Below are 22,751 nucleotides of genomic sequence, written 5' to 3' on the forward strand. Positions count from 1 at the left end.
CTATTTCAGTGCAGATTGATAAAAAAGCCGAAGCAATTGCTTCGGCTTTTTTTAGTGCTTGTAGCACGTAATTGAGGCTGTATTTGGCCTTAAATAGCAGTAACTCAATTTAAACAACGAGTTATAAAGTGATATTCCAGTTCAGTGATACTGAGTGATAAATAAGTGAATGCGTCCGGTGAATTAGGGATTAAACGACAGCTTGTAGGGATCACAACACTATTTTTGCTGATATTTATGTTTCTGGTATTAGATTCAGAAGATGAAGTCAGAGAAAGATATGGTAATGAACAACAACGCGTTGAGCGATTATTGGAAGATACAACCCAAGTAATCAACGCATTAGAGTACAGTATTACGGCGTTATATCCGTTGCAGAACGAACGATATGTTCTACCGCACACCATTCAGTTAAATGGCATAACTTGCAACTTTGGTGGTCAATCTCACCAAGGGCAAGATTATGACTTTATGTTTTCTGGCCCTGCGGAAATGTGCGATACCAACTCAGAGCTGTATGCGTTGGCTTATAAGCGCATGTTTGTTGCTCCCTCAATGGCTTATTTTACCAAAACGATCAGCCATATTTCCGCCATCTACTTCATATCAAAAGATAAATTTATCATCTCGACCCCGAAAGCATTTGCTGAATCAATCGAAGGGGATGCCTTTGATGCTGTTATTAGCACGCGTCCGTATTGGGTTAACACTATGCAGCGCTTGCAGGATGATAAAGTGGTGTATACCGGTGATTATCAAGATTATATGACCGGACGACGAGTGATCACGCTTACACGCGCGATATATGTTGATGGCGAATTTAGAGGGGTATTAGCCATCGATAGCTATCTAGATGATTTAGTCGCAGACCGATATTCCAGCTATCGGCTAACGCCCAAGCAAATGGAAAATAATCCCAAAGCGTTCGATTTTACTTGTTCCAATCCCGTCATGGTGAATAATCAAGAAACGGGTCTTTATCTCACCGTCAAAGAATCGAAGCGAACACACTTGAAGTTGCTCTTCCAAGCGGAGCAAAAACAGTTTGTCGGCCTATTTTGGGGATATATGCTGTGTCTTTGCTTAATTTGGTTCCGTGATACTCGCTCAACGCAAACACGTTTACGATCGCTAGCAATGTGCGATCCGATGACCAACATGCTCAATCGCCGTGGTTTTGAGTTCTACCTGAAAGATGTCGAGCTACAAGACTTTATCGCACTCGCGGTATTTGATATTGATGATTTCAAAGCAATCAATGACAGCTTAGGACACGATGCTGGGGATGAAGTCATCTGTGCTATTGCTGCCTTGCTCAGTACTAGTTTAAGGCAGTCCGATCTTATTGCGCGCTTTGGTGGTGAAGAGTTCGTGATTGCGATTACGGGTGAATCCCACGAGCAGATACAATCGGTGGTTGAGCGGGTCCAGCGTGAAATCAGTACGGCAATTTGTTTGTCTGATAGCAAATATGTTTCCGTCACGGCGACAGGTGGGGCTGTGATTTATGCTCGTGACAGTATCGAAAGCCTTGAGTGGTTGTGGCAAGAGAAAGGGATTCGCCAAGCGGATGCGCTCTTATACCAAGCGAAAGTCGCGGGGAAAAACCGAGTGCTAGTGGGCGTAGGCTGTTAACACGCTTACTGCCGTTACAAATAGAAAAGGATGGCAAAAGCCATCCTTTTTAGTTTCTAATCCGCGTAGCGATTACAGAATAATATCGCGTACTTCAGGATCTTTACGCTCTAGATAGTGCGTTGATTTAATTCGGCGAATGGTACGGCAACGGCCACGAATCAGCAGTGTTTCCGTGGTTGCGATGTTGCCTTGGCGTGAGATGCCTTCAAGCAAATCGCCTTTGGTGATGCCGGTTGCCGAGAAAATAACATTGTCGCTACGGGCCATATCTTCCATCTTCAGCACGATGCCTGCTTCAACGCCCATCTCTTTACAGCGAGCAAGCTCGGCGGCACCGTAGATACGGTTTTCTTCGCTATCACCTTTTACATCATGACGAGCCAGTAAGCGACCGTTCATATCACCATCAAGCGCGCGAATAACCGCCGCAGAAACTACACCCTCTGGTGCGCCACCAATACAGTACATCGCATCCACTTCGCTATCTGGCATACAGGTGAGGATTGATGCCGCTACATCGCCATCTGGCACCGCGAATACGCGTACACCCATCGCTTGCATCTCAGCAATAACAGCGTCGTGGCGAGGTTTTGCTAGTGTTGTCACCACAAGGGTATCAAGTGGTTTATTCAGTGCTTTGGCAATGTTCTCAAGGTTTTCTTTAAGTGGTTTGTTTAGGTCAATACAACCTTTCGCACCAGGGCCAACCACCAATTTTTCCATGTACATGTCAGGCGCTTTCAGGAAGCTGCCTTTTTCGCCTGCAGCCAGTACCGCCAGTGCATTTGACTGGCCCATTGCCGTCATGCGAGTGCCTTCAATTGGGTCAACCGCGATATCAACCGCATCGCCGCCCACGCCAACTTGCTCACCAATGTACAGCATTGGTGCATCATCAATTTCGCCTTCACCAATCACAATTTCACCGCTGATCTCAGTTTTATTGAGTAGGGTACGCATTACCTCAACAGCTGCGCCGTCGGCTGCGTTTTTATCGCCACGGCCTAGCCATTTGTAGCCAGCTAAAGCTGCCCCTTCAGTGACTCGAGAAAATGCCATTGCTAAATCGCGTTTCATGATGACTCCAATTAGTAAGAAGGAAGGATGATTCAATTTCGGCGCGATTTTATCACAACCAATAGTAAACGTTTGCTTTTTTGCCGTGTCGGGATTGAACTCGATCAATAAAGCACAGTAAAGTGGTATCAGAGCTGGAGAAATTGCGTTGCCGAGCGGTTAACGTTAGGTAAATGTCAATATGTGGTGAAACTTTGAGCGAATGACGCAAAATATCAAATATAGCGCGTGTTTATCCATCCAGTGCTGAGTAGAATGAAGGCAATACGTGAAGCGAGCTTCACCTCAATCGAACAAACAAAGGTAGGCTAAGATGTCTTTTGAAGTACTAGAACAACTAGAAGCAAAAATTCAAACTGCAGTAGATACAATTTCACTTCTTCAAATGGAAGTAGAAGAGCTTAAAGAAGAAAAAGAGCAATTGGCTTCAGAAGCAAGTGAACTACGCGCTAACCGTGAAGAGCTAGAGCAAAAAGCAGCCGCAATGCAACAAGAGCATTCAGCATGGCAAGATCGTATCCGTAACCTACTAGGTAAAATGGACGACGTAGAGTAATTTCGCGATTACTGACTGTGTAAATCATTCTGCGTGAATGGTTACAAAGCGAATTTAAATGAAAAAGGCAGCCTAACTAGGCTGCCTTTTTTACATCTGGCCGATTTATTCACTTAGGCAAATTAAGCTTGTGGACGCACACCCAGCGTATGGCATAACGCGTAAGTCATTTCAGCGCGGTTTAAGGTGTAGAAGTGGAAATCTTTTACGCCTTCACGGCTTAGGATGCGCACCATATCAAGCGCTTGGCTGGCACCAACCAGTTGGCGCGTGGTAGGGTCATCATCCAAACCTTCAAATTGCTTTGCCATCCACCCCGGCACTTTGACATGGTTTTGCGCCGCAAAGCGCGATGCTTGATTGAAGTTAGAAACAGGTAAGATGCCCGGTACAATCTCTACATCAATTCCCGCCGCAACACAGCGATCACGGAAACGCAGGTAGCTCTCTACATCGAAGAAGAACTGAGTAATAGCACGGCTAGCGCCCGCATCGACTTTACGCTTGAGGTTAAGTAGATCAGCTTGGGCACTTTTGGCTTCTGGGTGAACTTCTGGAAACGCAGCTACGGAAATATCAAAGTCGTGACGAGATTTCAGCAGTTCGACCAAGTCTGAGGCATACATATCAGGAGCGCCGCCGCCAGGGGGAATATCACCACGTAGCGCGACGATACTTTCAATGCCATTTGCCCAGTAATCATCCGCGATTTGGACAAGCTCTTGGCGTGAAGCATCAATACAAGTGAGGTGAGGGGCTGCGACTAAGCCTGTTTCTGCTTTGATCTCTTTGATGATTGAGTGAGTACGGTCGCGCTCACCTGAGTTAGCACCATAGGTTACCGAGACAAATTTAGGCTTGAGATTTTTAAGACGGTGTACAGAGTTCCACAAGGTTTCTTCCATCTTTTCACTGCTTGGTGGAAAAAACTCAAAGGACACATTGATGTTGTCAGATAGTTCAGCGACATTCTGATTCAAAGCGTCGATATGACTGGCGTGCGTGTATCCCATCTTGCTCTCCCTGTGGCTACCATTGCCACCCTCTAAATAAAATCCATTTTTAACGTTTAGACGTCTATATGTCCACAGAATGAATTGAATGTAAGTTAATGTCAACAAACTGAGTATGAATTTTTTTCAACTTCACAATTAGACATCTTCAACTTAACAAAGATAACGTAAATTGACGAGCGCTAAGAAATAAAAAGCTGACGACAAAAAGAAGCAGTAAAAGCAGAAGGTTAAGAGAGGTGTAGGCCGAGAATAGAAAATAATGGCGCCGGAGAGAGCCTACGACGCCATATTGATTACAGTTGGCTAGACAATAAATTCAAATCCGATTGAATGGCACCAGCCGTTACTTCTCGCCCAGCACCAGGGCCTCGAATCACCAACGGATTGTCTTTGTACCATTTACTCTCTATGGCAAAGATGTTGTCACACGGCAGCAAGTTAGCTAAAGCATGCTCTTTGGCTAGCGCTTCAACGCCAACGGTGGCTTTGCCATTTTTTTCCAAACGCGCGACGTAGCGTAATACCTTATCTTCACGTTGCGCCTTCTCTAACCTTTCGGCTAAGCGCTCGCTAAGTAATTGGCCTTTATCGAGAAAGTCATCCAGTGGCAGTTCGGCGAGCTCTTCTGGCACTAGGCTTTCCACTTTGACCGCTTCAGGCTCTAGAGACAGACCAGACTCACGCGCGAGAATCACCAATTTACGCATCACATCCGAACCATCGAGATCATGGCGCGGGTCAGGCTCAGTCAGGCCTTGTTGCCACGCGAGGTCAACCAATTCAGCAAATGGCACTTGGCCATCGTATTGTTGGAATAGCCAAGAGAGAGTGCCGGAGAAAATCCCAGACAGCGCGACAATTTCATCGCCACTTTCACGTAAATCACGCACAGTGTGGTTGATTGGTAAGCCAGCACCAACCGTTGCATTGTAGAGCCAGTGGCGATTGATCTTAGCAAAGGCATCTTGCACTTGATGGTAGTACTCGCTAGAAGCCGATCCCGCTACCTTGTTAGCAGAGATCAGGTGCATTCCTTGCTCGGCAATCTCAACATAGCGCTCGGCCAGTTCTTGGCTTGCAGTGACATCCAGTACTACCGCGTCATCATAACCTTGAATCGCACCAAGTTGAGCTATCCACTCACCACCTTGATAAGGGATAGACTCGTCATCAAAGCGTTGGTTCGCGCTTGCCGCGTCGATACCTTGTGGATTGAACCAGTAGGTTTGGCTATCAATGACTGCGACCAGCTCAAAGCTCATTCCACGGCGTTTTTCTAATTCGGTTTTTTGTTCAGCAAACAGATCCAGCCAACGGCTGCCAATATTGCCTTTACCACATAGGGCTATCGCAACCCGTTTTTGTGCTTGGAACAGTTGTTTATGGATACCCTGAACTAAATCTTCGGTAGAGGTTTTACGCAGTATCGCTACCAAGCTAAGCCCTGAAGCGGATTCGCAAATAAATTCAACCGGTGCATTTTTAAGTTGTTGATAAAAGCCGTAGCAGTGATTGGCATTTTTGGTGACGCCCGCACCGACGGCGGCAACCATCGAAAAGCCTTCTTTGAGTTTGATTTCCGCTTCCGTCGCCACATCTTGCAGATGACGCAATGCGCCGCCAGCAATTTCAGCGGTATAAGCTAAAAACAGGCTGTGTTGATCGTCTTGTGCCTCAAACGCCAGTGGTTCGAGCTGAGCACGCTTTAAACTGGCTAAGGTTTCTTTATGCAGGCGACTAAAATCATGACCGGAAGCAAAATTGAGCTGAATCAGCATCACATCATCAAGGGAAGAGACAATCTTTGCTCCGCGACCTGATGCGAGCACACGCTCAATACGGGTTGAACCTGATTCTGGCTGATAGCTGCAACGCAGATGACAATCCATCGCACTTTGTGCGACAGGTTGTAGGGTACGGCTATGCAAAACTGGCGCCGCTAAGCGAGCTAATTCACTAGCTTCATCAAGGCGCAGCAATGGTAATAAACAAGCATCGGAGATAAGACGCGGGTCAGCGCTATAAACGCCCGCCACATCACTCCAGATGGTGACGCGTGAAACTTGCGCCAATGCCCCAATCACGGTGGCGGAATAGTCTGAACCATTACGACCAAGCAATACGGTATCACCGTGATGATCTTGCGCCATAAAGCCAGTGATCACGATACGATGATGGGCGTGTTGTGCTAATACTGCTTTAAGTAAAGGGTAAGACGCACCGCGGTCCACTTCCGGTTGTGTGCCCGCTTCCGCGCGTAAAAAAGCGCGTGCATCTTGGGCGCGTGCTGGCAGTTTTTGTTGGTTAAGTAGCGCGGCTAGCAGGCGAGATGACCACACTTCACCATGGCCTAATACTGCCGCTTGCGCTGCATCACTTAGTGGCGCGGTTAACTCGCCTAACGTGCGGATCTCATCATTAAGCTCAGCTAATAATGTCTCTTTTACTTCATCAGTGATCAGCTCATCGATGAGATTGGTTTGAAACTGTTTGAGGTTTTGCAGTGCTTCATGAGCTAAACGACCATCTTTATTGAGCCCTTCTAAAAACTCAATTAGACGGTTGGTGGTTTTGCCCGCCGCAGACACTACCACCAAGTCTTCTGTGGACGAGTACTCTTTTAGAATATCGACCACACGTCGATAGCATTCTGGATCCGCTAAGCTACTGCCACCAAATTTATGCAGTTGGCGCTCTACGCTCATTTAATGATCCTCCAGAATCACGTTAAAGGCTTGCTCTAAATCGTCAATCAGATCTTGTGGGTCTTCTAAGCCTACCGATAAACGCAATAATTGTTGTGATACGCCTGCTTCAGCCAGCGCGGCTTCACCCATCGCGCGGTGAGTCATTGAGGCTGGGTGACAAATCAAACTCTCTACACCGCCAAGAGATTCGGCGAGTGAGAAGAGTTGTAAAGCGCCAACGAAGGTTTTGAGCTGCTCAAAATTGCCTGCAAATTCAAAACTCAGCATCGAACCAAAGCCTGATTGTTGCTTGAGAGCAATTTCGTGACCAGGATGTTCCGGCAAGCTAGGGTGATAAATACGCTCAATCAGCGAGTGCTTTTTCAGATAGTCGAGAATCTGTGTTGCGCCTTCTTCATGGCTGCGCATACGTGCACCGAGTGTACGTATGCCACGTAGAGTCATGTAGCTATCAAAAGGTGTGCCGGTTGCGCCAATACAGTTCCCCCACCATGCAAGATCTTCTGCATGTTGCTCAGTTTTGGTGATCACCACGCCGCCGATCACATCGGAGTGGCCATTAATAAATTTGGTAGTGGAGTGGATAACAAAGTCTGCGCCCAGTTCGAGAGGCTTTTGGTACACTGGTGTCAAAAAGGTATTGTCGACGGCAACCAAGGTATCTACTTGATGAGCTTGCTGGCACACTTGAGCAATATCGACCACGCGCACCAATGGGTTCGATGGTGTTTCAATCAGCAATAATTTTGGCTTATGAGCTAAAGCTTCTGCGAGTGCTTGCGGATCGGACTGGTCGACAAACAGGACTTTAAAGTCGCCCTTTTGCGCACGAGTATTAAACAGTCGGTAGGTGCCGCCATAACAATCGTGCGGGGCAACAATCAGATCATCCGGGCCAAGAAAGGTTGTCACCCACAAATTCAAAGCGGATGTACCACAGTTGGTCACTACCGCGCCTTTGCCGGATTCCAGCTCGAACAAAGTTTGTTCTAATAAACCGCGATTTGGATTACCAGAACGGGTATAATCGTACTTAGGGACATCACCAAAAGCTGGGAAACCATAATTGGTCGACAGGTAGATCGGTGGAACTACCGCGTGGTGTTGGGTGTCGGACTCAATGCCAGTGCGAACGGCGATAGTGGCTGGTTTGCGGGTGCTCATATGTGTTTCCTTCCGAACAATATTAACTTGTCAGTACGAATAGGTTGATCAGTTAGCAATGCTCTTTTTCCTCGAGTTATTGCTTGATACAACGCATTCACAATCCATTTACTCTACTTTACTTCTCATTTTTTGAGCCGTCAATACATCTAGACGTCTATATGTCTTTGCTTGTAGCCTTAAAAGCCGCTAAAATTACGGATAGCAAAATTTAAATCTAACTACAATGTGAAGGTGCGCAATGGCAGACTGGAATGGCGAATACATAAGTCCATACGCTGAACATGGAAAGAAAAGCGAACAAGTAAAAAAAATTACCGTTTCAATTCCATTAAAAGTATTGAAGGTCTTAACTGATGAGCGTACTCGCCGTCAGATCAATAACCTACGCCATGCTACAAACAGTGAGCTACTTTGCGAGGCATTTTTGCATGCTTACACAGGTCAGCCGCTACCAACGGATGAAGATTTAAGAAAAGATCGTCCAGATGATATTCCAACGGAAGCCAAGCAATTGATGACCGCGATGGGCATCGAATTTGAAGCTTTTGATGACTAATCTTGTTCTTGTTGGAGCGAGCACCATTCCAACCAGAAATAAAAAAACCGCAGTTTAACTGCGGTTTTTTGTTTTTAGTGAAAAAGATTTGAGAATCGAGAGCATCACCTTTAGCCTTTCTCGCTTCTCGCTTCTCGCTTCTCGCTTCTCGCTTCTCTAACCCATATACCCTTCAGGCATTTCAATACGCGCGACACCCGAATCAACCGCCGCTTGAGCAACCGCTTTAGCCACGTGAGGCAGCAGGCGAGGATCCATTGGTTTTGGAATGATGTAGCTTGAACTAAATTCCAAAGATTCGACACCCGCCGCTTTAAGTACTTCAACTGGTACAGGTTCTTTCGCGAGTTGACGAATTGCATCGACTGCGGCCAATTTCATCTCGTCGTTGATTTCACTGGCACGGACATCTAATGCGCCGCGGAAAATAAACGGGAAACACAGTACGTTGTTTACTTGGTTCGGGTAGTCACTACGGCCCGTACCCATGATTAAATCATCACGCACTTGATGAGCCAGTTCCGGTTTGATTTCCGGGTCAGGGTTAGAGCAGGCAAAGACGATTGGCTTATCCGCCATCAGTTTTAGCGCTTCAGGCGGGAGTAGATTAGGGCCTGATACGCCAAGGAACAGATCAGCACCTTCAATCACATCTTCTAACGTGCGTTTATCAGTGTTATTGGCAAACAGCTTTTTATATTCGTTCAAATCATCACGACGAGTGTGGATCACGCCTTTACGATCTAACATGTAGATTTTTTCGCGCATGGCGCCACATTTGATCAGTAGCTCCATACACGCAACCGCAGCCGCGCCAGCGCCCAAACAAACGATGGTCGCATCTTCGAGTTTTTTGCCCTGCAGTTCAACGGCGTTCAACATGCCCGCCGCGGTAACAATTGCCGTACCGTGTTGGTCATCATGGAAGACGGGTACATCACAACGTTCAATCAACTGCTTTTCAATTTCAAAACAGTCTGGCGCTTTAATGTCTTCTAAGTTGATGCCACCAAAGGTATCAGCGATGTTTGCCACCGTATCAACAAACTCCTCAATCGTGCGGTGTTTGACTTCAATATCAATCGAATCTAAGCCAGCAAAGCGTTTGAAGAGCAGCGCTTTACCTTCCATAACAGGCTTTGATGCCAAAGGACCAAGATTACCTAAACCAAGAATTGCCGTGCCGTTTGAGATCACCGCGACCATGTTGCCTTTTGCGGTGTACTTATAAACGTTATCTGGATTTTGCGCGATTTCACGCACAGGTTCAGCCACACCAGGGCTATAGGCTAGGGCAAGATCTAAAGCCGTTTCCGCCGGTTTGGTTAGCTCAACCGCAATTTTACCCGCCGTTGGTAGGGCGTGATAATCCAAAGCTTGTTGGCGGAACTGTTCTTCAGCGGTTAACTCTTGGGAATGGTCATCTGACATAAGGCTAGGCTCTCTATTTTGTATTGATTCTTTTGTGGCAATTGTTAAGCAAAAGTTATTCTAGAGGAAGCAAGTCAAGCTGCATAGCGAGGATTGCGATTGATATTGCTATTGTAGGCCGATTGTTAGCTGATAAGACCAGATCGATCACAAAATGCTAAAGAGAGGGTGTGAAAAGAGGCAAATGAGAGGCAATAAAAAAGGACGCCTAAGCGTCCTTTTTTCAATTTAGTATCAAAGCAGAAATTACTTCTTGCTTGATAGTGCACCGAAGCGCTTGTTGAAGCGATCAACACGGCCGCCTGTATCTACGATACGTTGCTTACCAGTGTAGAATGGGTGACATTTGTCACATACGTCTAGGTGGATAGACTCTTTAGCTAGAGTTGAGTTGAACTCAAAAGAGTTACCGCAAGAACAAGTAGCGCTTACTGCTTTGTATTCTGGGTGGATACCAGCTTTCATGGGAGAACCTCAAATAGGCCGTGTCGCTATCCGAATCTAAGCCGGACACCACACGTGGTTAATAAAAAAATTTCGCTCTACCGCTTAATGAATAAATCACCGAGCCATAGTGCTAAGGCGCAGTATAGTAATGAATCCTCGATTGAGGATCAACTGATTTACCCAAATAAACGCTACTTTTTTCACCAATGACGAGCAGTTTAACATCCATACTCTTATTTGTCCTGAACGGGTGTGCCTTGGGCTTAAAATAGAATCGCTGCGGGTTTTGCTTTAGACTGTTGAGCGTGTACTTCTAACTCATGCTGCTAAATCTATATGCGCCCAACTATTGCTCGAGTGGCCTTGCCCGTTCCACTGGATAAGCAATTCGATTACCTAATCCCTAGCCACCTATTTCCGATTATTGGTGGGCGTGTTGCTGTGCCATTTGGCCGCCAATCCTTAATTGGTATTGTCACTGAGTTAACCAATCAATCTCAGTTTACTCAAAGCCAACTTAAACCAATTAAACAAGTGCTTGATCAGCAGCCCGTTTGGCCTGAATCGCTTTATCAGCTACTTAAATGGTGCAGTCAGTTTTATCAGCATCCACTGGGTGAAACCTTGGCTAATGCGATGCCGTCTGCACTGCGCAAAGGCAAAGCGGCAGATTTCTCGACGCTGGTGGAGTGGCAGTTAACGGAGCAGGGCAAGAATCAGTTGATGCAAGGTCTTGGCCGAGCGGTAAAGCAAGAGCAAGCCATGCGCGCTTTACAATATGGCGCGGTCTCTCATCAGCAACTGCTTGATCAAGACATCAACAGTACGGTACTGAAAAACTTGCTGGAAAAAGGTTGGGTTGAGTCGATTGAGAAAAAACCGACCATTCACGCTTGGCCGCGCGAGATTGAAGCACAAGTTGATAAACCAAAATTAAACCAAGAGCAGGCGGTCGCGATCGCCACCGTAAATAGCTCGGATGGTTTTGCTTGTTACCTATTGGAAGGGGTGACGGGATCGGGGAAAACCGAGGTTTATCTCAACCTGATCAAGCCAGTACTCGAAGCGGGTAAACAAGCCTTGGTTTTAGTGCCTGAAATAGGCTTAACACCACAAACCATCAACCGTTTTCGTAAGCGTTTTAATGTGCCTGTTGAAGTTATCCATTCTGGCTTGAATGAAACTGAGCGCCTGAATGCGTGGTTGTCGGCACGTGATAAAGCGGCGGGGATTGTGATTGGTACGCGCTCGGCGCTGCTAACACCGTTTGCTGATCTCGGCATTATTATTGTCGATGAAGAGCATGACTCTTCTTATAAACAGCAAGACAGCTTGCGCTACCATGCGCGCGATGTGGCGGTAATGCGTGCCAACAAAGCGCAGATTCCGATTGTATTGGGTTCAGCAACGCCGGCATTAGAGACCTTACATAATGCCTTGACGGGTAAGTACCACTATTTGCAATTAACCCAACGTGCTGGCAGTGCGAAACCGACCACCAATAAAGTGCTGGATGTGAAAGGACTTTATTTGGAAAGTGGCTTATCGGCCCCGTTGATTGCAGAGATGCGTAAGCACCTTTCAGCTGGTAATCAGGTGATGTTGTTTCTTAACCGTCGTGGTTTTTCTCCTGCCTTGATGTGTCATGAATGTGGCTGGATTGCAGAGTGTAAACGTTGTGATGCCTACTATACCTATCACCAATACAGCAACGAAATTCGCTGCCATCACTGTGGCTCGCAACAACCGATTATTCATCAGTGTCAGGGTTGTGGCTCGACCAATTTGGTGACGGTTGGGGTAGGGACTGAGCAGCTGGAAGGGCAGCTCAGTCAACTGTTTCCAGAATACAAAGCGATTCGTATTGATCGCGATAGCACTCGGCGAAAAGGCAGCTTAGAAAGTGCCTTGAGCGCGATTCGTAAAGGTGAATATCAAATTTTGATTGGTACGCAGATGCTTGCCAAAGGTCACCATTTTCCTGATGTCACTTTGGTCGCATTGCTTGATGTGGATGGTTCACTGTACAGTAGTGACTTTCGTGCATCAGAGCGTTTGGCACAATTGTTTATTCAGGTGGCGGGTCGAGCTGGGCGAGCCAGCAAGCCCGGTGAGGTGATTTTACAAACCCATCATCCTGAGCATACTTTGCTCCAAGCGCTGTTGAATCAAAGCTATGGGCATTTTGCTCAAACTGCATTGCAAGAGCGAAAGATGGCAATGTTACCGCCTTATACCTATTTAACCTTGCTGCGTGCTGAGGCCAATAATAGTCAGGTGGTGGAGTCATTTTTACGCCAGGTCCGCTATACCTTGGAAGCGCATCCATTATTCGATGACACTTGCCAAGTGCTTGGCCCAACCCCTGCGCCTTTGGCCAAGAAAGCGGGTAAATATCGTTGGCAGCTGTTATTGCAGACACAAACGCGGCCATTAATGCAGCGACTATTGATGAGTGCCAAACCGGCTATTGAGTTGTTACCTGATAGCAAAAAAGTACGTTGGTCGCTAGATATAGAACCGCAAGATTTAAGCTAGCGTTCAGTTTACAATGTCACGTACGTTGAATGAGAACGTAATTTTGTGACGTAAATCTCTATCTCGGGTTGGGTTTTGTTAAATCTCCCGTAACTTTATAGCGTGAAATAAATAAACTAGTAGCTGACGCTTTACGCACCTTAGTGAATAACAAGGTAATCGATTGCGCATCGTCAGTGAGAAATGATAAATAAGTCAAAGAATGAGTTTAAACTCATCGAGATTTTCATACGGTTTAGGTGGCCAAGGCGCTACCGCCAAAGGAACTAACTAAGAGGGTTACATTTATGGCGACAATGAAGGATGTTGCCCAGCTCGCGGGAGTTTCAACAGCGACGGTATCGAGGGCGCTGATGAATCCTGAAAAAGTCTCTTCTGCCACGCGTAAGCGCGTTGAAGACGCTGTGTTAGAAGCTGGCTATTCCCCAAATTCTTTAGCGCGTAATTTACGCCGCAACGAATCGAAAACGATCATCGCGATCATTCCTGATATCTGCGATCCTTATTACACGGAGATCATTCGTGGTATTGAAGATGCAGCCATGGAGCATGGTTATATTGTTCTGTTAGGCGATAGCGGTCAGCAGAAAAGACGTGAAAATTCCTTTGTGAATTTGGTCTTTACTAAGCAAGCTGACGGCATGTTGCTGCTTGGTACTGATCTGCCGTTTGATGTCAGCAAACCTGAGCAGAAAAACCTACCGCCAATGGTTATGGCGTGTGAGTTTGCCCCTGAGCTTGAACTGCCAACGGTTCACATTGATAACCTGACCTCTGCGTTTGAAGTGGTCAACTATCTTACTCAGCTTGGTCATAAGCGCATCGCACAAATTTCCGGGCCAGAAACGGCGACTCTGTGTCAATTCCGTCAGCAAGGCTATCAACAAGCATTGCGCCGCGCGGGCATTACCATGAACCCGACTTACAGCACATTTGGTGAGTTCACTTTTGAGGCGGGTGCCAAAGCGGTCAGACAATTACTAGCACTGCCTGAGCCACCGACGGCGATTTTCTGTCATAACGATGCGATGGCGATTGGTGCTATTCAAGAAGCAAAACGTCTTGGTTTACGGGTACCACAAGATTTATCGGTAGTGGGTTTTGATGACATTCAGTTCGCTCAATATTGCGATCCACCGCTGACCACCATCTCACAGCCTCGTTATGAGATTGGCCGTCAAGCCATGCTGATGATGCTAGAGTTGCTGCGTGGTCATGATGTCCGTGCGGGGTCGCGTCTATTAGAAACGCAATTAGTGGTACGTAAGAGTGCTGCGCCACCAAGAGCTCTCTAATACTGATAAGCACTTGCTTGATTCATTATTTGCTTGAGCTAGAAACGACGCCAATGTGAGCGTCGTTTTTTTGTTGCTTATGTTGCTTCTTTCGGGCTTGAGTCAGGCCAATGTTATCTTGTGTCAGAATTTTATTGTTTACTCCACACTAACCAAGGCAATACATTGTTATCCCATAGCAATCTAGATAACATATCAACAGAGATAATTGATTTGATGTACTACTGTGGCAAATAGAGATTATGTGAAGCGCGGGGCGAGTAAAAAGCCTGCGAAAAAGAAAGCAGCACCCAAGCGCAAACCATGGCGCAGTGGGCTTTTGGCATTGCTCGTTGTAGGTATTTTTGGCTTTGGTTTGTATTCTTTAAGCCAAGATCCAGAGCCGCCAGCACCGGTAGTACAAGCGCCGGTGAAACCGAAACCTAAGCCAGAAAAAGCCTTGCCGCCACCACCTGAAGAGCAGTGGGATTACGTTGATAGCTTGCCAAGCCGTGAAGTGGAAGTTAAAGCCAAAGAGCAGGTGATTTCTGATATCCCTTACATCATGCAGTGTGGGGCGTACAAAACCGCAGCGCAAGCGGATGCTCGTAAATTGGATATCGCTTTCCAAGGCATTAAAAGTAAGATTCGCAAGAAAGAAGGCAGCTCTTGGTACCGTGTAGTACTAGGTCCATACAAGCTTAAGCGTGATGCCGAGCGAGATAAGCACAAATTGCAACGCGCCAAAATTGAACCATGCGCAATTTGGAAAGAGACGCAGTAAGGCAATATAACGCAGTGCAGAATTTTGACGTTGTGTCATTTTAAACCTGAATGGAATATAGAGTCCGTCACGTAATGTGGCGGACTTTTTCATAACGGCAGTTTATAACCCGAGCGCTTAGAGGGTTAAATTTTCCTAGATGCTAGATGCTAGATGCGAAGCAATCGGAATAGTGCGTGTAATTACAAAAATATAATTGGTTTTAACTGATGGTTACTCTTTATATTTGAGCCCTTTCTAGTAGAATATGTACAATTTGTTGAATAGAAATGCAGCGGGGTTGCAAACCGTTGGCAACGCTAAGCGAGTGCAGCGATTTTGTGATTCAAAAGAGTGACTCAGAATAAGTCGAGGAAGGCGCTAGTTTTTGGTTTCGGTCATGATTTCAATTTATAGACTCGACCAAAAGACCAAGGGAATGCGAACAATAATGGATGTTCAAAGTAGCTAAAGTGATGAAAGACGATTTAGATATCCCCACTAATAACAAGCGTTGGTTTCTTGTTCGTTGCAAATCGAAGCAGGAACAACGTGCAGGTTTGAACTTTAGCAATCAAACGATCACCTCTTATTTCCCTACCATCGACGTTTTAAAAACGATTCGCGGTAAAACAATCCTTAAGCAAGAAGCATTGTTTCCTGGTTACCTCTTTATTCATTTAGACATTTCGTCAAGTTACGCATCAAAAGTAAACAATACCTTTGGTGTATACGGCTTTGTTAATTTTGCAGGTAAGCCGCAGATGGTGCCAGATCGCTTAATCGAAGACCTAAAAGCACTAAAAGATAACGCCATCGATTTAACGTTAAAAAGTGGTGACCAAGTCACTATAAACGATGGCAGCTATGAAAATGTCGCCGCTATTTTTTTAGAAGCGGAAAGCGAACAACGCAGCATATTGCTGATCGAGTTACTAAACAAGCAAGTGAGACTGAGCATAGACAATCGTTCGATTGAACTGGTTGCAAACTAAAGCGAGATTCGGTCAACAAAAACAATACGGTAAAACCATCAGCTTTTAGGGGTTGCAACCTAAGGGCGGTAGCGTGCCTGATTAGCCGTAAATAAAGATGCAATTGACCACTAAAAAGAGGTTTCAGTGCGCATTCGGTTGGAAGGAAAAATGAGCCTATTGGGACTGTTTTAAGAGAAAGAGCAGAAAAACAACGAAACCCAAGGCTTATAAGGGATAGCGCTTACTTATAAACAAGAGCGACTGTCTCAAAATGGATTAAAAGTGTCTCAGCTTGGTTCTACAGGCTGAGATTAGAAAGTGTGATTATTCAATTCCTCAGTCAGAGGGAATACTCAAATCAGGTCGGATCTAATGACAAAAAAGAAAGTACTTACGGTATTTGGTACCAGACCGGAAGCTATCAAAATGGCTCCTTTAGTTCACGCTTTGGCATCGGATGATCGCTTTGAAGCAAGATGCTGTGTCACTGCTCAGCACCGTGAAATGCTTGATCAAGTCCTTGAACTGTTTGAGATCACGCCTGATTATGATCTGAACTTGATGAAAGCGGGTCAGACATTAAATGACGTAACGGCTAAAATCATTCAGGAACTGAAACCTGTACTGGAAGATTTTAGACCAGATGTTGTACTTGTGCACGGTGATACAGCTACCACATTTGCTGCGAGTCTTGCTGCTTATTACGAGCAGATCCCAGTTGGGCATGTAGAAGCAGGTTTGCGTACTGGTAATATTTATTCGCCTTGGCCTGAAGAAGGCAATCGCCGCTTAACTGGTGCCTTAACAAAGTTCCACTTTGCTCCTACTGAAACATCTAAGCATAATTTGTTAAAAGAAAACTTTAACCCTGACGATATCACTGTTACAGGTAATACCGTCATCGATGCACTTTTAATGGTTAAAGATAAAATTGAAAGTGATGAAGACTTAAAGCGAACGCTTGCATCTCAGTTTCCATTCTTAGATGAAGATAAAAAGTTGATTTTAGTTACCGGTCACCGACGTGAGAGCTTTGGCGGCGGGTTCGAGCGTATTTGCGAAGCTTTAGCTATTACAGCAAAAGCGCATCCAGATTCGCAGATTTTATACCCAATGCACTTAAACCCAAATGTTCGTGAACCGGTAAATCGCATCTTGGCGGACATCGAGAATATTTATCTCATAGAGCCTCAACAGTACCTGCCATTTATCTATTTAATGATGCGTTCTAACATCATTCTAACAGATTCCGGTGGTATTCAAGAAGAAGCCCCATCTTTAGGGAAGCCTGTTTTAGTTATGCGCGACACCACTGAGCGACCAGAGGCTGTTGAAGCTGAGACGGTAAAGTTGGTTGGTACAGATATCGATGCCATCGTGGAGAATTTGAATCTTTTATTAACAAGCGACGAAGCATATAAAAAGATGAGCTTTGCTCATAACCCTTATGGTGACGGCTTCGCGTGCCAAAAAATTCTTAATGTATTAGAAACAATTTAAAGGTAGTAATTAAATGTCTTTCGAAACTATTTCAGTTATTGGCTTAGGTTATATCGGTTTGCCTACCGCAGCGATGTTTGCATCACGTAAGAAGAAGGTTATTGGTGTTGATGTGAATCAACATGCAGTAGATACGATCAATCAGGGCAAGATTCATATTGTAGAACCTGATTTAGATATGATTGTGCATGCAGCTGTTAGTGAGGGATATTTAAAAGCGGTTTTAAAGCCTGAACCAGCCGATGCATTTTTGATAGCAGTACCAACACCATTTTTACCTTGTAATGAAGGCGACGTGCCTGAGCCAGACTTAAGCTATATTAAATCGGCTTGTGAAGGTATTGCTCCTGTATTGAAAAAAGGCGATTTGGTAATTTTAGAGTCAACTTCACCAGTAGGCGCGACAGAGCAGGTTGCTGCTTGGTTAGCTGAAGCAAGAACTGATCTAAGCTTCCCTCAACTTGCTGGTGAAAATGCAGACGTAAACGTTGCGCATTGTCCAGAACGAGTTCTACCAGGACATGTTGTTCGTGAGTTAGTAGAAAATGACCGCGTTATTGGTGGAATGTCTTCACGTTGTTCTGAGCGTTCTGTTGAGCTGTATAAAACGTTTGTGCAAGGTGATTGTGTTATTACTAATGCGCGTACGGCTGAAATGGCTAAGCTGACAGAAAATAGTTGTAGGGATGTTCAAATCGCATTTGCAAATGAACTTTCAGTTATTTGTGACAAACTCGATATTAATGTCTGGGAGCTGATATCGTTAGCTAACCGCCACCCTCGAATTAATATTTTGCAACCAGGCCCAGGAGTTGGTGGTCATTGTATTGCTGTAGATCCTTGGTTTATTGTTTCTAAGACCCCTGAAGAAGCAAAGTTAATCCACACTGCTAGATTAGTGAATGATGCTAAGCCTGAATGGGTTATTAATAAAGTTAAATTAGCTATTGCCGAATTTTTACAATCTAATCCAGATAAAACAGCAAAAGAGTTAACTATTGCTTGTTATGGCTTAGCATTTAAACCTGATATCGATGATTTACGAGAGAGTCCTGCAATGTTGATTGCTCAACAAATTGTTGAAATGCATGCTGGTAAAGTTATTGTTGTAGAACCAAACGTGTCTAGACTGCCTTCATCTACAATTAATGCTGAGTTTTGTGATTTTGAACAAGCAAGTAAAAAATCAGAAATACATGTATTATTGGTAGATCATAAAGAGTTTAAATTAGCCCCTATTAGTAATGGATTAATTGTTGATACAAAAGGTATCTGGTAGGTGAATCTAGCTAAAACCTCAATCCTTACATTCATATCGACAGCGATTAAAATTTTATCCGGTTTAGTTATAAATAAAGCCGTATCGATATTTATTGGGCCATCAGGTTTAGCCGCGATAGCTCAGTTTCAAAATGCTTTAGGAATTATACAAACCGTAGCAAAGGGAGGAATTAATACAGGCGTAACTAAATACACGGCAGAATATCATGATGATCATAATGTTCGGAGCTCATTGTGGAGTACATCATTAAAGTTAACATTCATGTGCACGATGCCTTTAAGTTGTATTCTTGTTTTTGGCGCATCCTATTTTTCTGATTTTGTATTCAAAACAAGTGAGTATAATTATGTTTTTGTTGTTTTTGGCTTTACATTAATATTATTTTCACTAAATCAGTTACTTCTTTCAATCCTAAATGGTTTAAAAGAAATAAGAACGTTCATTTCGATTAATATAATTCAAAGTGTTTATAGTTTAGTCTTTACCACAATCTTGATTTTATTTTTTCAACTAGATGGCGCTTTGATTGCGATGGTTACAAATCAGTCAGTCATTTTTTTAATCGTATTGTGGAAATTGAGAAAGCATCAAATAATCATTGTTGAAAATTTCAGGGGGAAATTTGATACAAATGAATCAAGAAAATTATTAAATTATTCGCTCATGGCTTTGGTCTCTGCGTTTACCGTTCCCGTTTCTTTAATGATTGTTCGTAACCATATTGGTGAAACATTATCATGGGATGCCGCTGGTTATTGGCAAGCTATGACCTATATATCATCTATGTACTTAATGGTCGTGACAACTGCGCTATCAACCTATTATTTACCTCGTTTATCTGAAATCAAAGAGAAGTGTGAACTTAGAAGAGAATTAAAACAAGGGTATATGATACTTGTTCCAATAGTCGTTGTATTAGCTTTGATCATGTATCTGTTAAAAGATTTTATTATATGGTCTTTGTTTACTGAAGATTTTCAGGCAATGAAAGAATTATTCAAATGGCAATTAATTGGTGATTTATTCAAAATTACAGCATGGTTGATTGCATATTTGATGTTGGCAAAAGCCATGACAAAGATGTTTATAATTACTGAGGTTTTATTTTCATCAAGTTTCGTCTTTTTATCTTTATTTGCTATAGATAAATTAGGTCTTATTGGTATTACTTACGTTTATGCGTTTAATTATTTGTTGTATTTGATTGCGATGATAATTTTAATGAAAAAACATATTTTTGATTGAATAAGGGTTTTATGAAAATTTTAATAACTGGCGGTGCAGGTTTCATTGGTTCAGCTGTCATCCGTCACATTATCAACAATACATCAAACTCTGTCATTAATGTTGATTCTCTTACTTACGCAGGTAATTTGGAGTCATTATTTAGCATTCAAGCATCAAAACGTTACCTATTTGAGCAAGTTGATATCTGTCACCGCGCTGAACTTGATCGAGTTTTTGCTAAACATAAACCTGATGCAGTGATGCATTTAGCTGCTGAATCGCATGTTGACCGTTCTATTGATGGCCCCGCGGCGTTTATTGAAACCAACATTGTAGGTACATATACTTTACTTGAAGCGACTCGTGCTTATTGGGATATATTATCGGACAGTAAAAAGCAAGCGTTTCGTTTTCACCACATTTCAACCGATGAAGTTTATGGGGATTTGGAAGGAACGGATGATTTGTTTACTGAGACGACATCGTACGAGCCATCGAGCCCATATTCGGCGTCAAAAGCATCTTCAGATCACTTAGTTCGTGCTTGGTTACGTACCTATGGGCTGCCAACCGTTGTAACGAACTGTTCAAATAATTACGGCCCTTATCATTTTCCTGAAAAGTTGATCCCATTAATGATCCTAAATGCTTTGGAGGGAAAGCCTTTACCTGTGTATGGCAATGGTATGCAAATTCGTGATTGGTTGTTTGTTGAAGACCATGCTTGTGCTTTATATAAAGTGGTTACTGAAGGAAAAGTTGGAGAAACCTACAACATTGGTGGTCATAATGAAAAAGCTAATATTGACGTGGTAATGACTATTTGCTCACTGCTTGAGGAACTAGTTCCAGCCAAACCAGCAGGCGTTGCTCAGTACGAAGATTTAATTACTTACGTAACCGACCGTCCAGGTCACGATGTTCGGTATGCCATTGATGCATCAAAAATTGAACGTGAATTGGGTTGGAAACCAACAGAGAGTTTTGAGTCAGGGATCCGTAAAACCGTTCAATGGTATTTAGATAATAAGACGTGGTGGTCACGCGTACTTGATGGTTCTTATGCAGGTGAGCGTTTAGGCGTATCAAGTCAATCTGTAGTTAACAAGGAAGAAAAATAATGAAAGGGATTATTCTTGCTGGTGGGTCGGGTACTCGCCTTTACCCTATAACCATGGGTGTATCTAAGCAACTATTACCAGTCTATGATAAGCCAATGATTTATTATCCACTGTCTGTTTTAATGCTATCGGGTATTCGTGAAATATTAATTATTACAAGCCCTGAGGATTGTGAGAGTTTTAAACGTTTATTAGGTGATGGAAGTCAATTTGGTATAGAAATTGACTACGCTATTCAGCCTACGCCCTGAGGGATCCCCTCATAATTTCCCCAAAGCACAACCATGTTTGAATAGATTTTGAGCAAGCAGGGTTGCAGCCGCGAGCAAGTCTTCCCTCGTTATTGTGTAGCCAGAATGCCGCAAAACTTCCATCCCTAAGCGCACTGTTGAGAGTACATTTCGATTTTTGACAGTGTTAGCTTGGAAGTGCTTATCCCAACCTTGTTTCTGACCATGAACTCCAGCAAGCCAAAATGTCAGTTGAAGCATTAGGGCGATTAGCAGCATGATATCAAAGCGCTCTGAGCTGCTAGTTCGGCTATGACGGAGGCCTAAACCGTAGGCTGGGCTTTTCAAGTCTCGGAAGGTTTCTTCAATTTGCATACGCTTCGAGTAGAGCCTAACAAGTTGCTTTGGTGTTCGGATTTCAACGGGCAAGTTAGTCGCTAAAACCCATGGTTCTTTTGTCGAAGCGGAGTAGATTTTAGGTGACGGATGATGACAATTAGTCCGTGTCGAACGCTGATTTTTTCGGCCTTTAGGACGTGATTTATACAGTGCAATTTGACATGAAATTGGGTTGCTCTTAGTCAACCTCTTATAGCCTAAAGTCTTTGAGCGACTTGAGGATATGCTATGTAAGTTGCTGATAGGTTGCCAGTTTTCCGCACCTAAATCTGCATATTGCACTTTCCCTCTGACTCGACTTAACCAGTACCAACCTAGCTTTTCAACGGATTTATACCATGGCACTTTAAAGCCAGCATCACTGACAATGAGCGGTGTAGTGTTACTCGGTAGAATGCTTGCAAGGTCGGCTAGAAATTGGTCATGAGCCTTCTTTGAACATTGCTCTGAAAGCGGAAAGGCTTTCTCATAAAGAGTAATAGAACGACCATGTAGTGCCACCGAAGCCCGCAATACCATAAGCCGTTTTTGCTCACGAATATCAGACCAGTCAACAAGAACAATGGGCATCGAATTACCTGAACAGATAAAGCTGGCATGCCAACGGTATACAGCGAGTCGCTCTTTGTGCAAGTGACGATTACCTAACAATCTGTCGATTCGTTTGATGTTATGTTTTGTTCTGGCTTTCGTTGGCAGGTTACGACCAAGTTCGGTAAGAGTGAGCGTTTTACATTCAAGTAATGCGTGGCAAGCCAGCGTTAAACTGTTGAGTCGTTTTAAGTGCAATTCAGGGCAGAATTGGTAAAGAGAGTCGTGTAAAATATCGAGTTCGCACATCTTG

18 protein-coding genes and 1 pseudogene are annotated in these 22,751 nt (G+C 44.2%); 12 read left to right on the forward strand and 7 right to left on the reverse strand.

Annotated elements, in window-relative coordinates:
- Positions 1–237: 237 nt before the first annotated feature.
- Positions 238–1,635, forward strand: a complete 1,398-nt coding sequence (locus RJD38_RS07280) for a sensor domain-containing diguanylate cyclase (protein ID WP_231893137.1) — start codon at positions 238–240, stop codon at positions 1,633–1,635.
- 72 nt (positions 1,636–1,707) lie between these two features.
- Here RJD38_RS07280 and glpX read toward each other — a convergent pair whose 3' ends face one another.
- Entirely contained in the window at positions 1,708–2,715 is a 1,008-nt protein-coding gene (gene glpX, locus RJD38_RS07285; protein WP_065545815.1) for a class II fructose-bisphosphatase, read from the reverse strand.
- A gap of 313 nt (positions 2,716–3,028) precedes the next feature.
- Here glpX and zapB point away from each other — a divergent pair, with 313 nt between their 5' ends.
- Positions 3,029–3,271, forward strand: coding sequence for a cell division protein ZapB (gene zapB, locus RJD38_RS07290; protein WP_005593637.1), 243 nt, complete (start codon positions 3,029–3,031; stop codon positions 3,269–3,271).
- A gap of 122 nt (positions 3,272–3,393) precedes the next feature.
- Here zapB and metF read toward each other — a convergent pair whose 3' ends face one another.
- From metF to RJD38_RS07305, 3 genes are all read right to left on the reverse strand, one after another.
- Entirely contained in the window at positions 3,394–4,284 is an 891-nt protein-coding gene (gene metF / locus RJD38_RS07295; protein WP_065429681.1) for a methylenetetrahydrofolate reductase, read from the reverse strand.
- A gap of 296 nt (positions 4,285–4,580) precedes the next feature.
- Entirely contained in the window at positions 4,581–6,992 is a 2,412-nt protein-coding gene (locus RJD38_RS07300; RefSeq protein ID WP_065545814.1) for a bifunctional aspartate kinase/homoserine dehydrogenase II, read from the reverse strand.
- Positions 6,993–8,159 carry an O-succinylhomoserine (thiol)-lyase gene (locus tag RJD38_RS07305; RefSeq protein WP_065545813.1) on the reverse strand — a complete coding sequence of 389 codons (1,167 nt, stop codon included), beginning with the start codon at positions 8,157–8,159 and terminating at the stop codon, positions 6,993–6,995.
- Between the two features lie 241 nt (positions 8,160–8,400).
- Between RJD38_RS07305 and metJ the strand changes: the two genes are divergently transcribed.
- The gene (gene metJ / locus RJD38_RS07310) at positions 8,401–8,718 is read left to right on the forward strand and encodes a met regulon transcriptional regulator MetJ (protein ID WP_005593642.1); all 318 of its coding nucleotides are present in this window, start codon (positions 8,401–8,403) and stop codon (positions 8,716–8,718) included.
- 156 nt (positions 8,719–8,874) lie between these two features.
- Here metJ and RJD38_RS07315 read toward each other — a convergent pair whose 3' ends face one another.
- On the reverse strand, positions 8,875–10,149 hold the full coding sequence (locus RJD38_RS07315) for a malic enzyme-like NAD(P)-binding protein (protein ID WP_065545812.1): 1,275 nt from the start codon (positions 10,147–10,149) through the stop codon (positions 8,875–8,877).
- 246 nt (positions 10,150–10,395) lie between these two features.
- A complete protein-coding gene (gene rpmE, locus RJD38_RS07320; protein WP_005593644.1) occupies positions 10,396–10,614 on the reverse strand; it encodes a 50S ribosomal protein L31 in 219 nt (72 codons plus the stop codon).
- 318 nt (positions 10,615–10,932) lie between these two features.
- Here rpmE and priA point away from each other — a divergent pair, with 318 nt between their 5' ends.
- The 9 genes and pseudogenes from priA to RJD38_RS07365 form a co-directional block, all read left to right on the forward strand.
- Complete coding sequence (priA, locus tag RJD38_RS07325; RefSeq protein WP_065545811.1) at positions 10,933–13,134, forward strand: primosomal protein N'; 2,202 nt, start codon at positions 10,933–10,935, stop codon at positions 13,132–13,134.
- A gap of 239 nt (positions 13,135–13,373) precedes the next feature.
- The gene (cytR, locus tag RJD38_RS07330) at positions 13,374–14,429 is read left to right on the forward strand and encodes a DNA-binding transcriptional regulator CytR (protein WP_257784174.1); all 1,056 of its coding nucleotides are present in this window, start codon (positions 13,374–13,376) and stop codon (positions 14,427–14,429) included.
- Positions 14,430–14,655: 226 nt separating this feature from the next.
- A complete protein-coding gene (locus tag RJD38_RS07335; protein ID WP_065545810.1) occupies positions 14,656–15,192 on the forward strand; it encodes an SPOR domain-containing protein in 537 nt (178 codons plus the stop codon).
- A gap of 434 nt (positions 15,193–15,626) precedes the next feature.
- Positions 15,627–16,166, forward strand: coding sequence for a transcription/translation regulatory transformer protein RfaH (rfaH, locus tag RJD38_RS07340; protein WP_065545809.1), 540 nt, complete (start codon positions 15,627–15,629; stop codon positions 16,164–16,166).
- A gap of 354 nt (positions 16,167–16,520) precedes the next feature.
- Positions 16,521–17,648, forward strand: a complete 1,128-nt coding sequence (gene wecB / locus RJD38_RS07345; RefSeq protein ID WP_367971415.1) for a non-hydrolyzing UDP-N-acetylglucosamine 2-epimerase — start codon at positions 16,521–16,523, stop codon at positions 17,646–17,648.
- A 13-nt stretch (positions 17,649–17,661) separates the two neighbouring features.
- Entirely contained in the window at positions 17,662–18,927 is a 1,266-nt protein-coding gene (wecC, locus tag RJD38_RS07350) for a UDP-N-acetyl-D-mannosamine dehydrogenase (RefSeq protein ID WP_367971416.1), read from the forward strand.
- Positions 18,928–20,175 (forward strand): O-antigen translocase, encoded by a 1,248-nt coding sequence (locus RJD38_RS07355; RefSeq protein WP_367971417.1) that lies wholly within the window; start codon positions 18,928–18,930, stop codon positions 20,173–20,175.
- Positions 20,176–20,186: 11 nt separating this feature from the next.
- Positions 20,187–21,278 (forward strand): dTDP-glucose 4,6-dehydratase, encoded by a 1,092-nt coding sequence (gene rfbB, locus RJD38_RS07360; protein WP_367971418.1) that lies wholly within the window; start codon positions 20,187–20,189, stop codon positions 21,276–21,278.
- Positions 21,278–21,526, forward strand: a pseudogene (locus RJD38_RS07365) (sugar phosphate nucleotidyltransferase); the annotation flags it as partial. The gene rfbB and the pseudogene RJD38_RS07365, both read left to right, overlap by 1 nt.
- 12 nt (positions 21,527–21,538) lie before the next feature.
- Here RJD38_RS07365 and RJD38_RS07370 read toward each other — a convergent pair.
- Entirely contained in the window at positions 21,539–22,747 is a 1,209-nt protein-coding gene (locus RJD38_RS07370; protein WP_032073033.1) for an IS4 family transposase, read from the reverse strand.
- Positions 22,748–22,751 lie beyond the last annotated feature (4 nt).

The sequence above is a fragment of the Vibrio scophthalmi genome (assembly GCF_040869025.1).
In the GTDB taxonomy this organism is placed as follows: domain Bacteria; phylum Pseudomonadota; class Gammaproteobacteria; order Enterobacterales; family Vibrionaceae; genus Vibrio; species Vibrio scophthalmi.

Coding starts and splice junctions, on each gene's coding strand:
- RJD38_RS07280 (WP_231893137.1), top strand. CDS start 238: ATGTTTCTGGTATTAGATTCAGAAGATGAAGTCAGAGAAAGATATGGT.
- glpX (WP_065545815.1), bottom strand. CDS start 2,715: ATGAAACGCGATTTAGCAATGGCATTTTCTCGAGTCACTGAAGGGGCA.
- zapB (WP_005593637.1), top strand. CDS start 3,029: ATGTCTTTTGAAGTACTAGAACAACTAGAAGCAAAAATTCAAACTGCA.
- metF (WP_065429681.1), bottom strand. CDS start 4,284: ATGGGATACACGCACGCCAGTCATATCGACGCTTTGAATCAGAATGTC.
- RJD38_RS07300 (WP_065545814.1), bottom strand. CDS start 6,992: ATGAGCGTAGAGCGCCAACTGCATAAATTTGGTGGCAGTAGCTTAGCG.
- RJD38_RS07305 (WP_065545813.1), bottom strand. CDS start 8,159: ATGAGCACCCGCAAACCAGCCACTATCGCCGTTCGCACTGGCATTGAG.
- metJ (WP_005593642.1), top strand. CDS start 8,401: ATGGCAGACTGGAATGGCGAATACATAAGTCCATACGCTGAACATGGA.
- RJD38_RS07315 (WP_065545812.1), bottom strand. CDS start 10,149: ATGTCAGATGACCATTCCCAAGAGTTAACCGCTGAAGAACAGTTCCGC.
- rpmE (WP_005593644.1), bottom strand. CDS start 10,614: ATGAAAGCTGGTATCCACCCAGAATACAAAGCAGTAAGCGCTACTTGT.
- priA (WP_065545811.1), top strand. CDS start 10,933: ATGCGCCCAACTATTGCTCGAGTGGCCTTGCCCGTTCCACTGGATAAG.
- rfaH (WP_065545809.1), top strand. CDS start 15,627: ATGTTCAAAGTAGCTAAAGTGATGAAAGACGATTTAGATATCCCCACT.
- wecB (WP_367971415.1), top strand. CDS start 16,521: ATGACAAAAAAGAAAGTACTTACGGTATTTGGTACCAGACCGGAAGCT.
- wecC (WP_367971416.1), top strand. CDS start 17,662: ATGTCTTTCGAAACTATTTCAGTTATTGGCTTAGGTTATATCGGTTTG.
- rfbB (WP_367971418.1), top strand. CDS start 20,187: ATGAAAATTTTAATAACTGGCGGTGCAGGTTTCATTGGTTCAGCTGTC.
- RJD38_RS07370 (WP_032073033.1), bottom strand. CDS start 22,747: ATGTGCGAACTCGATATTTTACACGACTCTCTTTACCAATTCTGCCCT.